Origin of the sequence: Rheinheimera sp. A13L (assembly GCF_000217935.1) — a bacterium.
Classification (GTDB): Bacteria; Pseudomonadota; Gammaproteobacteria; order Enterobacterales; family Alteromonadaceae; genus Pararheinheimera.
Genome location: NZ_AFHI01000067.1, coordinates 87255 through 101302 on the forward strand (window position 1 = coordinate 87255; position 14048 = coordinate 101302).

Annotated in this window: 15 protein-coding genes; 11 read left to right on the forward strand and 4 right to left on the reverse strand. The window is 46.9% G+C overall.

Features of this window, described 5'->3' with window-relative positions; genetic code table 11:
• Nucleotides 1-151: 151 nt before the first annotated feature.
• Nucleotides 152-1045, reverse strand: a complete 894-nt coding sequence (locus RHEIN_RS18380) for a phosphoribulokinase (protein ID WP_008900484.1) — start codon at nt 1043-1045, stop codon at nt 152-154.
• Nucleotides 1046-1153: 108 nt separating this feature from the next.
• Here RHEIN_RS18380 and RHEIN_RS18385 point away from each other — a divergent pair, with 108 nt between their 5' ends.
• The gene (locus tag RHEIN_RS18385) at nt 1154-2023 is read left to right on the forward strand and encodes a TolB family protein (RefSeq protein WP_008900485.1); all 870 of its coding nucleotides are present in this window, start codon (nt 1154-1156) and stop codon (nt 2021-2023) included.
• A 36-nt stretch (nt 2024-2059) separates the two neighbouring features.
• On the opposite strand, the gene RHEIN_RS18390 is transcribed toward RHEIN_RS18385, so the two are convergent.
• The 3 genes from RHEIN_RS18390 to RHEIN_RS18400 form a co-directional block, all read right to left on the reverse strand.
• Nucleotides 2060-3835 (reverse strand): ExeM/NucH family extracellular endonuclease, encoded by a 1776-nt coding sequence (locus RHEIN_RS18390; RefSeq protein ID WP_008900486.1) that lies wholly within the window; start codon nt 3833-3835, stop codon nt 2060-2062.
• 253 nt (nt 3836-4088) lie between these two features.
• Nucleotides 4089-5384: a phosphoribosylamine--glycine ligase gene (gene purD / locus RHEIN_RS18395; RefSeq protein WP_008900487.1), complete on the reverse strand. Its 1296-nt coding sequence runs from the start codon at nt 5382-5384 to the stop codon at nt 4089-4091.
• A gap of 68 nt (nt 5385-5452) precedes the next feature.
• Nucleotides 5453-6277 (reverse strand): class I SAM-dependent methyltransferase, encoded by an 825-nt coding sequence (locus RHEIN_RS18400; RefSeq protein ID WP_008900488.1) that lies wholly within the window; start codon nt 6275-6277, stop codon nt 5453-5455.
• A 260-nt stretch (nt 6278-6537) separates the two neighbouring features.
• Here RHEIN_RS18400 and trmJ point away from each other — a divergent pair, with 260 nt between their 5' ends.
• The 10 genes from trmJ (at nt 6538) to ndk (ending at nt 14032) form a co-directional block, all read left to right on the forward strand.
• Nucleotides 6538-7260 (forward strand): tRNA (cytosine(32)/uridine(32)-2'-O)-methyltransferase TrmJ, encoded by a 723-nt coding sequence (gene trmJ, locus RHEIN_RS18405; RefSeq protein ID WP_008900489.1) that lies wholly within the window; start codon nt 6538-6540, stop codon nt 7258-7260.
• Nucleotides 7261-7270: 10 nt separating this feature from the next.
• Nucleotides 7271-8080 (forward strand): serine O-acetyltransferase, encoded by an 810-nt coding sequence (cysE, locus tag RHEIN_RS18410; protein ID WP_008900490.1) that lies wholly within the window; start codon nt 7271-7273, stop codon nt 8078-8080.
• A gap of 144 nt (nt 8081-8224) precedes the next feature.
• Nucleotides 8225-8707: a Fe-S cluster assembly transcriptional regulator IscR gene (iscR, locus tag RHEIN_RS18415; RefSeq protein ID WP_008900491.1), complete on the forward strand. Its 483-nt coding sequence runs from the start codon at nt 8225-8227 to the stop codon at nt 8705-8707.
• Between the two features lie 19 nt (nt 8708-8726).
• The gene (locus tag RHEIN_RS18420; RefSeq protein WP_008900492.1) at nt 8727-9941 is read left to right on the forward strand and encodes an IscS subfamily cysteine desulfurase; all 1215 of its coding nucleotides are present in this window, start codon (nt 8727-8729) and stop codon (nt 9939-9941) included.
• Nucleotides 9942-9970: 29 nt separating this feature from the next.
• The gene (iscU, locus tag RHEIN_RS18425; RefSeq protein WP_008900493.1) at nt 9971-10354 is read left to right on the forward strand and encodes a Fe-S cluster assembly scaffold IscU; all 384 of its coding nucleotides are present in this window, start codon (nt 9971-9973) and stop codon (nt 10352-10354) included.
• A gap of 3 nt (nt 10355-10357) precedes the next feature.
• Entirely contained in the window at nt 10358-10681 is a 324-nt protein-coding gene (gene iscA / locus RHEIN_RS18430; protein WP_008900494.1) for an iron-sulfur cluster assembly protein IscA, read from the forward strand.
• Nucleotides 10682-10693: 12 nt separating this feature from the next.
• Nucleotides 10694-11215, forward strand: a complete 522-nt coding sequence (gene hscB / locus RHEIN_RS18435) for a co-chaperone HscB (RefSeq protein WP_008900495.1) — start codon at nt 10694-10696, stop codon at nt 11213-11215.
• A gap of 8 nt (nt 11216-11223) precedes the next feature.
• Nucleotides 11224-13080: a Fe-S protein assembly chaperone HscA gene (hscA, locus tag RHEIN_RS18440; RefSeq protein ID WP_008900496.1), complete on the forward strand. Its 1857-nt coding sequence runs from the start codon at nt 11224-11226 to the stop codon at nt 13078-13080.
• 1 nt (nt 13081) lies between these two features.
• Entirely contained in the window at nt 13082-13420 is a 339-nt protein-coding gene (gene fdx, locus RHEIN_RS18445; protein WP_008900497.1) for an ISC system 2Fe-2S type ferredoxin, read from the forward strand.
• A gap of 180 nt (nt 13421-13600) precedes the next feature.
• On the forward strand, nt 13601-14032 hold the full coding sequence (ndk, locus tag RHEIN_RS18450) for a nucleoside-diphosphate kinase (RefSeq protein ID WP_008900498.1): 432 nt from the start codon (nt 13601-13603) through the stop codon (nt 14030-14032).
• The last annotated feature ends 16 nt before the right edge of the window (nt 14033-14048 follow it).

Consider the following 14048-nt stretch of genomic DNA (forward strand, 5'->3'; position numbering starts at 1 on the left):
CGACAAGAGCGTGAGACCCCAGGAGCATAGTTGTCCTATGTGCAATTGGATTGACGCGAGAACTCGCCAGTCATGTCTGGCGGGTATTTTCAGAATTACTGGGGCGAGAGCTTGCAGGCAACAAAGCTGCGGCTTCAAGTACGAAGGGTATCTACTCTAGCCAGTTAATCTGCCCCCTGGCCTGACGACGTTTAATAATCAGCTGCTCTACCAAGGGCGTTAATATCAGCTCCATGGCTAAATTCATTTTTCCTCCCGGCACAACCAATGTATTGACCCGTGACATAAAAGCGCCATTGATCATTTGCAGGTAATAGGGGAAGTCGACATGCTTAATACCGCGAAAACGGATCACCACAAAACTCTCATCCAAAGACGGAATATCTTTAGCACTGAAGGGGTTAGAAGTATCGACTGTAGGCACCCGCTGAAAGTTGATATGAGTGCGTGAAAACTGCGGCGTGATCTGATTCACATAGTCATCCATGCTACGCACTATGCTCGACATCACAGCTTCACGGCTATGACCCCGTTCTGAAGTGTCGCGGATAATTTTCTGGATCCACTCTAAGTTGACTATGGGTACCATGCCAATCAGTAAATCCACATGTTGGGCTACATTGTTTTCTTCTGTCACCACACCGCCATGCAAGCCTTCATAAAACAACAGATCGGTATTGGGTCTTAAATCCTGCCATGGCGTAAAAGTACCAGGCAGTTGGTTGTAAGGCACGGCTTCATCAAAGGTATGTAAATACTGCCGTACTTTACCTGTGCCTGTTTCGGCATAGCTGGAGAACAGAGACTCAAGCGCGGCAAAGTCGTTGGCTTCAGCACCAAAATAGCTGATATGTTTGCCTTGCTCTTTGGCTTTACGGATCTCCAGATCCATTTCTGGTCTGCTGTATTTGTGAAAACAATCCCCTGCAACAAAACCGGCATCAATACCAAGGCTGCGGAATATATGGGAAAAGGCACTCATAGTAGTGGTTGTGCCAGCACCTGAGGAGCCTGTGACCGCAATGATGGGATTTTTGTGAGACATAAAAAGCCTGGTTCCGTTGATTGTCAGCCGCCTACCATAAAGGATAAAGTGAGGTCACTGCAAGCACAGTAATAAAGCTGCTGCTGTTCAACAAAAAAGGGTCCACCGGTGCGATTACTTTCTCTTGCTTTGGCTGTTATGGTTTTTCCTCTGGCAGCAGCTTTGCCGCAATACAATCTATATCTGACTGATTTATCAGAAAATTTATCAGTTTCTAATCAAGTTAAAATCAATGAAACTCCAACCTATATCAACCAGCCAGCTTTTAGTAAGGATGGAAAAAGCTTATTTTTTACGCTGGAGCAGGGCAAAGATGCAGCAGTGCAAACCGATGTTGGGCTTTATTTAATTTCGGATAAAAAACAACAGCTGCTAACTAAAACAAGCCTAAGCGAGTATTCACCAACTTTATTGCCTGATGGTTCAGGCTTGTCGCTCGTGGCAGTGGAAGCGGACCAAACCCAACGTTTGTGGGCTGTGGACTGGCAAGGCAACACGGGTCTGCTGAAAGCAGAGCCTAAAGGCGTGGGTTATCATGCCTGGGGACCACATCAGGATTTACTGTTGTTTATTCTGGGTGATAAAGAAGATAACCACACAGTGCGTTATCTGGATAAAGACGGAAATCTGACGACTCTGGCAACAGGTGTAGGCCGGGCTTTAAGCTGGCAACCAGGTACTCAAAAAGGGTTTTACACTCAGGCCAAACAGGGTCAGCTGTTTTTAAGTTCTTACGATGTAAAAACCAAAACGAATATTCAAACTGAATTGGCGCTTCCGGCAGGTGGCCAGGATTTAGTCTGGTGGTCTGAAGAGAAGTTGCTGGTGTCTGCAGGGACAAAAATTTATCAGTGGCAGGTTCAGGGCAAGCAAGAATGGAATTTGTGGCTGGATTTATCCAAAGAATGTGGTACTGAGATCAGTCGTTTTGCACTGAATAAAGCACGTAGCCAACTGGCTTTTGTTTGTAAGGCGTAGAAGAAGGGTCAGAGCTAACAGCTCTGACCCAGAGGTTTAAAACTTAAAGTCGATCAAAACCGGATCGTGGTCCGATGAACGGAATGGATCCGGTGCGTATAAGGTTTTTTGCTGTGCTTCCGATTTAAACTCAGTGTTGTAATCAAGTATCGCTGGCTCGTCGGCGTTAATAGCCCAGTGCTGGAATAGGGTCAGCTGTGTTGCCATGGTCTTGCTGGCAAGCGCATGGTCCAATGAACCTGTGCGGCCTCTGAAGACATAAGAATAATGCCTGCTTTCATCTTTGGGAGCCAGATGCACCCAACCTACTTGTTCCAGTGCATAAATCGGATCTTCCTGACGGTAAGCATTTAAATCTCCTATCACCAATTGATGGGGTGTGTTGACACCCGTTGGCTGGGTCTGTAACCAGGCAGACAAGGTTTTGGCTGCTTCAACACGGGATTGATTCCAGCAGCTTTGGCCGTCTTTATTATCCCTGTTGCCATTGTCTACAGCGGCTTTATCTTCCGGGCAGCTGCCTTTGGATTTAAAGTGATTCACACTGACAGTAAAAAGTCCTTCTGTGGATTTGGCTTTAAATGTCTGAGTCAAAGGAGCTCTCGAACCATAAGCAAAGGGGCCTTCGGCAATCATCACTGCTTTGCCAGCCTCTGTGACTTTATCTTGGTTGTAGATAAGAGCCACTTTAATAGCGTCACCACCTAACGCCTTTTGCGGCTGCACAAATGCATAACGTTGCTCTCCCAGGGCTTTATTCAGCTCGCGGACCAAAGTAGCCAAAGCACCATGTTTATCAAAGCCGTTATTTTCTACTTCCAGTAAACCTATGACATCAGCATCCATACCGGATAAAGCCGCTATCATTTTGGCTTGTTGGCGCTGCAGCTCATTTGCATTTGTAGCACCACGGCGGGTAGGGAAAGGCTTAGCAGCAGTTTCACCGGTAAAAAAGTTCAGCACGTTAAAACTCGCGACCCGAATATGATCATCGGCTTTGGCTTTAGGTGCAGCTGGCCGGGCATTGGTTGCAACAAAGTCAGGACGCTGTGCCGCTACTAAACGATAACCCTGCTTAGTTTCAATTAAATAACCCTGCAGGTTTTTTACGGTATCCCCTATCCGAACTGTATTAGTGGCAGATAAATTGCCATTGGGGAAGATCACAGGATCAGGGTTTTGCTCAAAAATCCCATCATCCAGCCAGAGCTGACTTAAATGCTGCTGTTGCTCTAGCTCTTTTGCTTCTTTACCTGGTCTGTGCAGCTCGGTGGCTATCCAGAGTCTTTTATCGGCCAGTAAAATTTCGCCATAGCGTGCTAACGGATAGGTGTCATTGACTATCAAAGGTTGGGGGAACGATAAATACTGGCCTTCCAAAGCTTCCCAGTCTTGTCTGGACTTGACTGGCAATGTGGCCACCACAGGTTTTGGCGCTTCCTGTTGACCACAGACTGAGGTTTTTACATCCACCAAAGCTGTCATGCCATTCAGTTCAACAACTTTGCCTGTAATTTCAAGCTGTTGACCTGCTTTTGCCTGTTGAACCAGCTTTTTATCAGCGATAAATAAGGCTTCACTAGTTTTAGGGTTGGTATCAGGGCTCAGGCTTTGGATCAAAACCCCTGCTGCTTTACTGCCCGGATACAACACTGCTGTGACTACACCTGCAGTGGATACTGTTTTATTCAGCAGCGGGCTTTGTTGACCTTCGCCCTGAATTGCCGCAATAGGGGTTTCTGTCTGACAAGTTGCAGATACACCAAAGGATCCAGCAGAGAGCAGCAGTAAAGTAAAAATGGATAATTTCATTAAAAAAGTCCTTTAAAACAGATCTGTACAGCCTAAGGCACTCAGAAAAATCTACAAGGGCAAATCGTTGAATTTCGTATGAAATTGCTGTGAATAGCGAAGATCAAATAATAAAGGCGCCGAATGGCGCCTTAGAAATAAACTAATACCCTAAGTAATTGATGTTGCAGTTAGGCGACAAGCCAGCGAGACCCCAGGAGCATAGTAGTCCTATGTGACTGGGGCGAGAGGCGAAGTCAACAACACTGCGGCTTCAAGTACGACGGGTATTTTCGCGGGCGATGGCGCGATAGCCTATATCCCGGCGACTAAATACACCGTCCCACTGCACCTTGTCAGTCAGCTCATAGGCTGCTTGTTGTGCCGCAGTGACATTCACGCCCAAAGCTGTGGCGCACAGTACACGACCGCCAGCTGTCAGTACCTGACCCTCTTTTAACACAGTACCAGCATGGAATACTTTGGCTTCACGGCTGTCTTCTGTAGGTAAACCAGAAATAACATCACCTTTGCGGTAATCATCCGGGTAACCACCAGCGGCCAGCACTACACCTACAGCGGCGCGGCTGTCGAATTTAATCTCTTGTTGGGCTAATTTGCCTTCCACAGCAGCCTGACACAGCTCCACTAAATCGGACTGTAAACGCATCATAATAGGCTGAGTTTCAGGGTCACCAAAACGGCAGTTAAATTCCAGCACTTTACAGGTGCCATCAGGTGAGACCATCAGGCCTGCATAAAGGAAACCTGTATAGATATGACCTTCAGACGCCATACCATTCACTGTTGGGTAAATGACGTTTTGCATCACCCAGTCATGCACGGCAGGAGTTACTACCGGCGCTGGCGAATAAGCACCCATACCGCCGGTATTTGGACCTTTGTCGCCATCATCACGGGCTTTATGATCCTGAGATGAAGCAAAAGCCAAAGCGTGAGTGCCGTCAACCATCACAATAAAGGAGGCTTCTTCACCTGTTAAAAACTCTTCAATCACCACACGGCTGCCAGCAGAGCCAAACTTGTTGCCAGCAAGCATATCGTCAATAGCAGCAAAAGCTTCAGCTTCAGTCTGGGCGATAATCACACCTTTGCCTGCAGCTAAACCATCGGCCTTGATCACAATAGGAGTGCCATTGGCTTTGACATAAGCCTTTGCGGGCTCTATCTCAGTAAAGTTGGCATAAGACGCTGTTGGAATTTTATGACGGGCTAAAAAGTCTTTAGCAAAAGCTTTAGAGCTTTCTAACTGAGCAGAGGCCTGGGTCGGGCCAAAAATAGCCAGACCCTGCTGACGGAAGGTATCAACCACACCTTTGGCCAGTGGTGCTTCAGGGCCCACTATAGTCAAAGCTATGCCTTCGCTTTTGGCAAAAGTGGTCAACGCTTGCACATCTTCTGCTGCTATAGCCACGTTAGTCAGGTTGGCTTCGAGCGCAGTACCTGCGTTGCCCGGAGCTACAAAGACTTGTGTGACATGAGCCGATTGTGCTGCTTTCCATGCCAGAGCATGTTCACGACCACCACCACCTATTACTAATACTTTCATCGTCAGTCTCGCCCTAATCAAAAAATATCAAAAACTAAAAAATCAGTGTGACTAAAACAAACAGCAGCCTATTGGGCTGCTGGTTTGCGGAATTTCAGAGTCATACGGTCACTTTCACCTATGGCCTGGTACTTGTCTTTGTCCTGCTCTTTTTGTGAAAGCGTAGGAGGCAAAGTCCAGACACCACCTGGGTGGTCGGCTGTATCTTTTGCATTGGCGTTTATTTCACTGCTCTGTTCTAAGACAAAACCAGCTTTTTGCGCCAACTCAACAGCTAAACTTTGTGGGAAATAGCCCGACTTTAACCAGTCAGCCGATTTTTTATCTTCTGGTAAACGGTGTTCCACTACGCCTAAGACACCGCCTGGTTTTAATGCCGCATAAAAAGACTTAAAGGCATCGATCGTGCCTTGTTCACCTTTTTGCATATACCAGTTGTGCAGGTTGCGGAAGGTCAGTACCACATCAGCGCTGTTGGCTGGGGCCACTTGCTGGTCTGGTAATGGAGAAAATTCGGTCACAACCACGTTTTTATACGCTTCATTAGAGGCAAGCTTTTCTTTAAAAGCTTTCAGGTTGCGTGTTGCGTATTCAGAGGTGCTGTTGGCCGGGAAATGGGCAGCGTAGTATTTGCCTTCTTTGGCTAATAAGGGCGCCAGAATTTCAGTGTACCAGCCACCACCAGGGGATATCTCTACCACTGTACTTTGTGGTGTAACTCCAAAAAAGTGTAAGGTTTCAACAGGGTTTCTGTATTGATCACGAGCTTTATTTGCTTCAGAGCGGGTAGGGCTTTGCATCGCCTGCTGTAACGCTGTGGTGTCGGTGTTTGCGAAAGAAAACTGACTAAGCACTAAACTGGATGCTAAAACGAATTGCGATAACGCCTTCATAACACGATCCTTCTGAGTTAAAAACCGGCGCTAGTGTAACAAAGCACAGCGGCTTTTGCAGTCAGAAATCACCAGCGGTCGTATTTGTGGGATGTAAATCTGCACTAAAAATTTCAGATGGCTGGACTGCCAAATTTCAATCTACAAAAATTATATGCTGTGATAAAATGCCGCCCCTTGAATTTTTAAGCTTGTTGCCCTGCTGAAGCTGGCTTCAGAACAGTAACAGGCTTCTTTTATAAATATAGGCTGGAGCGGGCATGTTAGAGCAGATCCGAATTGTGTTAGTGGGTACCTCTCATACCGGAAACATAGGTTCAGTTGCCCGCGCCATGAAAACTATGGGCCTGAGCAAGCTGGTGCTGGTGTCTCCAAAAGAATTACCAGACGGTCAGGCTTATGCGTTATCTGCAGGCGCCAGTGATATTCTGGCCAATGCACAAGTAGTGGATACTTTAGAGCAGGCTATTGCTGATTGTGGTTTAGTGGTTGGCAGCAGTGCCCGTTCCCGCACTTTATCCTGGCCTATGCTGGAGCCGCGTGAATGTGGTGAAAAATCTGTGCTCGAAGCCACACAAAAACCTGTAGCTCTGGTATTTGGCCGTGAAAACAATGGCCTGACCAATGAAGAGCTGCAAATGTGTAATTACCATGTTTGTATCCCGGCCAATCCTGAATACAGCTCCCTGAATTTAGCCATGGCAGTACAGATTATTGCTTATGAAGTTCGGGTGGCTTTTTTAGCGCAACAGGATAAAACCCCTGAAGCGGATTTAACTGTTTATCCGGAAATAGACCAGATGGAGAAGTTTTATACCCATCTGGAACAAACCTTAAGTGACACTGGTTTTATTATTAAACAGCATCCGGGCATTGTGATGGCGCGTTTACGCCGCTTATTTGCCCGTTCCAGACCTGATGATCAGGAACTGAATATTTTGCGTGGCATTCTGGCCTCGATTCAACGCACAACTAAGCAATAGGATTTGTAAGATGTTTGCAGGTATCAAAGAAGACATTAAAAGTGTGTTCGAGCGGGACCCGGCGGCGCGCAGTGCTTTTGAAGTACTGACTAACTATCCAGGTTTGCATGCCATATGGTGGCACAGAATGAATCATCGATTATGGCAAGCCAACTGGAAATGGCTGGCCCGTTTTTTAAGCACCATAGCGCGCTGGCTGACTGGGGTAGAAATTCACCCCGGCGCTAAAATTGGTCGTCGTTTTTTTATCGACCATGGCATGGGTGTGGTGATAGGCGAAACTGCTGAAATTGGTGATGACGTCACTTTGTACCATGGTGTGACTTTAGGTGGCACCAGCTGGAGTCCGGGCAAAAGACACCCGACTTTAGGCAATGGTGTGGTGATAGGAGCTGGCGCTAAAGTATTAGGGCCTTTGTATGTGGGGGAGTCTGCCCGTATTGGATCCAACGCTGTAGTAGTGAAAGATGTACCAGCAGGCGCGACAGTGGTGGGTATTCCAGGTCGTATTGTCGCTAAGCAGGATATGGAACTGACTGAACAACGCCAACAAATGGCAAAAAAGTTTGGTTTTGATGCTTATGCGGTCTCAAGCGATAACCCGGATCCGGTCGCCAATGCCATGGGCCTGATGCTGGATCATATGCATTTTCTGGATAATAAAGTGACAGAGCTTTGCCAGAGCGTGAACAAGCTCGGTGGCAATGTTTGCGAGATAGTGCCGGAAATCGCCATTGAAGATGAAACCTTTATCCAGGCCGAACGTGACGCTGCTGAACAACGTAAAAAAGCAGTAGACGCTTTTGACCCGACTATTTAGCAATTGTGATAAGCAAAGCTGATCAATCCATCGAAAAAAGAGTTGAACCTAAACGGATAATACCTGACTAAAACAGTAGGATTAATACTTGACTAAAACAGTCAAGAATGTACAATTTGCGCCATTCGTTTCAGGGAGCCAGTTATGCGTTTAACTTCAAAAGGCCGTTACGCTGTGACCGCTATGCTGGATGTTGCATTACATGCACAATCTGGCCCTGTGTCATTGGCGGATATCTCTGAACGGCAGGGTATTTCCCTGTCTTACCTTGAACAGTTGTTTGCCCGTTTACGCAAACAAGGTCTGGTCAGCAGTGTGCGTGGTCCTGGTGGTGGTTACCAGTTGGGCCAGGATCCGATGCAAATATCTGTGTCTGCTGTGATCAGTGCGGTCGATGAGTCCGTAGATGCCACACGTTGTCAGGGTAAATCTGATTGTCAAAGCGGTGCTAAATGTTTAACCCACACCTTGTGGACAGACTTAAGTGATCGTATTGAAGACTTCCTCACCGGTATCACCTTAGGTGAACTGGTTCGCCAGAATGAAGTGAAAAAAGTGGCGAAGCGGCAAGATGGCCGTGTGTTAAAAAATCCAGCAACTGAAATTGAAGTCAGTTGCCAGTTGTAGGCAAAAGCCGGAGCAGAAAATGAAGCTACCTATTTATTTAGACTATGCAGCCACAACCCCGGTTGATCCGCGGGTGGCCGAAAAACTGATGCAATTTTTGACTATGGATGGCTGTTTTGGTAATCCAGCGTCTCGTTCGCACAAGTTCGGCTGGCAGTCAGAAGAAGCGGTAGAAATTGCCCGTGCGCAAATTGCCGAACTGGTGAACGCCGACCCACGTGAAATTGTATTCACCTCAGGCGCGACCGAATCAAACAACTTAGCTATTAAAGGCGCAGCGCAGTTTTACCATAAAAAAGGTAAACACCTGATCACAGCCAAAACTGAACACAAAGCTGTGCTGGATACTATGCGCTCTTTGGAGCGTGAAGGTTTTGAAGTGACCTACCTGGATGTAGAAGCCAGTGGTTTAGTCGACTTAGACAAGTTAACTGCTGCTATCCGCCCAGATACCACTGTTATCAGCATCATGTTTGTAAATAACGAAATTGGTGTGATCCAGGACATCGCTGCTATTGGCGAGCTGTGCCGCAGCAAGGGTATTATTTTCCATGTGGATGCGGCTCAGGCCACAGGCAAAGTGGATATAGATTTAGAGACTTTAAAAGTCGATCTGATGTCGTTCTCCGGTCATAAAACTTATGGTCCAAAAGGCATTGGTGCTTTGTATGTGCGCCGTAAACCACGTATTCGTTTAGAAGCTCAGACGCACGGTGGTGGTCATGAGCGTGGTATGCGTTCAGGCACTTTAGCCACGCACCAGATAGTGGCTATGGGTGAAGCTTTCCGTATTGCCAAAGAAGAAATGCACGCTGAGCGTGAACGTGTTGCTGTGTTACGTGACCGTTTATTAGACGGCATTAAAGACATTGAACAAGTGTTTTTAAATGGTGATGCAGTGCAACGTGTGCCTGGCATTACCAATGTCAGCTTTAACTATGTGGAAGGTGAGTCCCTGATTATGGCGTTAAAAGATATCGCCGTATCTTCAGGTTCAGCCTGTACTTCAGCCAGTCTGGAACCTTCGTACGTATTACGTGCTTTAGGTTTAACTGACGAGCTGGCACACAGTTCTATTCGTTTCAGCATCGGCCGTTACACCACGGAAGAGCAAATTGATCACACCATTAAGATAGTGCATGACGCCATTGATAAATTACGCGACATGTCACCTCTGTGGGAAATGTACAAAGACGGCGTGGATTTAGGCAGCGTAGCCTGGGTTGCACACTAAGTTATTTGCAGGATTAGAGGGTAAGTACCATGGCATACAGCACTAAAGTCATCGATCACTATGAAAACCCGCGTAACGTCGGTTCATTTGCTAAAGACGACCCAAGCATAGCTACAGGTATGGTTGGCGCACCGGCTTGTGGTGACGTGATGAAGTTACAGTTAAAAATTAACGCAGAGGGCATTATTGAAGATGCCAAGTTCAAGACTTATGGCTGTGGCAGCGCTATTGCATCCAGCTCATTAGTGACTGAATGGGTCAAAGGCAAAAGCATAGACGAAGCGGCTTTAATCAAAAACACCGATATAGCGCAGGAACTGGCTTTACCTCCGGTAAAAATCCACTGCTCTATTCTGGCGGAAGATGCAATCAAAGCAGCCATTGCTGATTACAAACAACGTCACGGGAACTAAGTTATGGCTATTTCAATGACACCAGCGGCAGCGGATCGCGTCAGAAGTTTCCTGGCCAACAGAGGCAAAGGCCTTGGCTTGCGTGTGGGTGTAAAAACCACAGGCTGTTCAGGTTTGGCTTATGTGCTGGAGTTTGTTGACGAGTTAAACGATGACGATCAGGTGTTTGAACAAAACGAACTGAAACTTATTGTTGACGGCAAAAGCCTGGTTTATATCGACGGCACTCAGCTTGATTTTGTCAAAGAAGGTTTAAACGAAGGGTTCCAGTTTAACAACCCAAACGTCAATGGCGAATGTGGTTGTGGCGAAAGCTTCACCGTTTAACAAAGGGCGCAGATGAATTACTTTCAGCTTTTTCATCTGCCAGCTCAGTTCGAGCTGGATTTGACTGAATTAGGCACTCGTTATCTGGAATTGCAGCGTCAATTTCATCCGGATAAACATGCCGCAGGTTCTGAGCGCGATAAGCTGATGGCAGTACAACAGGCTGCCAATATCAACGATGCCTATCACAGCTTAAAACAGCCGCTATTGCGTGCTGAACATTTGTTGGCGTTACGGGGTTTAAAAATCAGTAACGAGCAGCGCAGCTTTATGGAGCCTGCGTTTTTAATGCAGCAAATGGAATTACGCGAATTGCTGGCTGAGATTAGCGATGCCTCTGATCCTGATGCATTAATTGATGAAGCGGACCAGCAAATTCAGCAACAGAAAAAAGCTTTATTACGACAGTTGCAATCGGCACTGGATGCCAACAACCCTGAGCATGATCACCAGGCGGCTGATATAATCCGCAAACTCAAATTTTTCTTTAAGCTACAGCACGAGCTGGAGCTGATTGAACAAACACAAGATTAAAGAGCAGCATGGCGTTATTACAAATTGCAGAGCCCGGTCAAAGCGCGGCTCCACATCAGCACAAGTTAGCCGCAGGTATTGATCTCGGTACCACCAATTCTCTGGTTGCTACTGTCCGCAGTGGCGAAGCCAAAACGCTGTTTAATAAAGCAGGCCAGGACATGGTGCCTTCTGTGGTGCGTTACACCAAAGACAACGTCATAGTCGGTCATGCCGCTGCAGCGGATGCTGTGCTCGACCCACACAACACTATAGTGTCAGTCAAACGTTTAATGGGCCGTGGTTTTGCTGAAATCAACGCAGATGCCGAACATATTCCGTATGAGTTGGTCGATCAATCTGGTTTAGTGGCTATTAACACTATTCAGGGTATTAAAAACCCGGTTGAAGTGTCAGCTGAGATTCTGGCGACTTTAGCAGATACAGCAAGCCTGACCTTAGGTGGTGAGCTGACTGGTGTGGTTATTACTGTGCCTGCTTATTTTGATGACTCACAGCGTCAGGCCACTAAAGACGCTGCCAAGCTGGCAGGTTTAAATGTATTACGTTTACTGAACGAACCTACAGCAGCAGCTTTAGCTTATGGCCTGGATTCAGGTCAGGAAGGTGTGGTTGCTGTTTACGATTTAGGTGGTGGTACTTTTGATATCTCCATATTGCGCTTAAAGCGTGGTGTGTTTGAGGTGTTGGCCACAGGCGGTGACTCGGCTTTAGGTGGGGATGATTTTGATCACACTATAGTTAACTGGTTACAGCAGCAAACTGGCCAGGCTAAGCTTTCGCATTCAGAGCTGCGCCAGTATCTGGTGAGCGCCCGTCAAATCAAAGAAAACTTAAGTGCCACAGAGCAGCTGGATTTTGTCCTGCCACTCGCCTCCGGCGAATTTAAAGGCCAGATCAGCCGTGCCGACTTTGATGCCTTAATTCAGCCTTTAGTGCGCAAAACCATTCGTGCCTGTAAACAAGTGCTGCGTGATGCCGGTTTAGACACCGAAGAAATTCAACAGGTGGTGATGGTCGGTGGTTCTACCCGAGTGCCATTGGTGCGAAGTGCTGTGGCGGAGTTTTTTGCCGCTGAGCCTTTAACGTCGATAGACCCGGATAAAGTAGTAGCCATAGGCGCTGCTATTCAGGCCAATGTGCTGGTGGGTAATAAATCTGACCACGATACCTTGCTTTTAGATGTGATACCTCTGTCTTTAGGTTTAGAAACTATGGGCGGATTAGTGGAAAAAATCATTCCGCGTAATACCGTTATTCCTGTGGCCCGTGCTCAGGAATTTACCACTTTTAAAGATGGCCAGACCGCTATGGCTATCCATGTGTTGCAAGGTGAGCGCGAACTGGTGGATGCCTGTCGTTCACTCGCCCGTTTTAATCTGACCAATATTCCGGCTATGGCCGCCGGTGGCGCTCATATTCGTGTCACTTTTCAGGTCGATGCCGATGGTTTATTAAGTGTCACAGCACAGGAAAAATCCACAGGCGTCAGCGCCAGTATTCAGGTGAAACCTTCCTACGGTTTAAGTGACGATCAGGTCGCAACCATGATCCAAAGCTCTATGTTGTATGCCAAGCAGGATATGCAGCTGCGCTTGTTAAAGGAGCAACAAGTGGAAGCGGAACGGGTACTGGAAGCTGTCAGTGCGGCCTTAAATGCCGATGCTGCACTGTTAACTGCAGAAGAAAAATTAAGTGTAGAACAAGCCCTTGCCGAACTTGCGACAGTGAAACAAGGCGACAACACGGCCGCTATAAAAGCCGCCATTGAACATACCAATCATATAACGGATGAGTTTGCAGCGCGCCGTATGGATATCTCCATCCGTAAGGCATTGCAAGGTCATAAGGTCGACGAGGTCTGATATGCCACAAATCATCTTTTTACCCCATGCACAATTGTGCCCTGAAGGCGTAGCAGTCGAAGCCCAAACAGGTGAAACTGTGCTGGATGTCGCTTTACGTTGTGGTATTTCCATTGAACATGCCTGCGAGAAATCCTGCGCTTGTACCACCTGCCACGTCATAGTACGTGAAGGCTTCCGCTCTCTGAATCCAAGCGATGAGCTGGAAGACGATATGCTGGATAAAGCCTGGGGCTTAGAGCCAGACTCACGTTTAGGTTGTCAGGCTCGTATAGCGGATGAAGATTTAACAGTCGAAATTCCAAAATACACTGTCAATATGGTCAGCGAAGGGCATTAATTCTGGTCTTGTTCTATAAAAAAGCAGCTTCGAGCTGCTTTTTTACTAGTTGCAGCACTGGTTCTGATCACAAAATAAAAGCTTTATCGGCTCTATTTAGAAAAAATAGGTTTTTTATTTTGCTTAGCGTATAATTCTCGCCCTTAAATTTATTCACCCTTTTGATTACAGGAGTCTGTCATGGCTTTAGAACGTACTTTTTCAATCGTAAAACCAGATGCAGTAGCTAAGAACCATATCGGTGCTATCTACCACCGTTTTGAATCTGCAGGTTTACGTATCGTTGCTGCTAAAATGCTGCACTTAAGCCAGGAACAAGCTGAAGGCTTCTACGGCGAGCACAAAGAGCGTCCATTTTTCAACGCTTTAGTATCTTTCATGACTTCTGGCCCGGTAATGGTTCAGGTTTTAGAAGGCGAAGACGCTGTTCGTAAAAACCGTGAAATCATGGGTGCTACTAATCCAAAAGACGCTGCTGCCGGTACTTTACGTGCTGATTACGCTGCAAGCATTGACGAAAACGCTGTTCACGGTTCAGACGCTGCTGCTTCTGCTGCCCGTGAAATCGCGTTCTTCTTCACTGAAGCTGAATTGTGTGCCCGTACTCGTTAATTAAACCGTCGTTCTT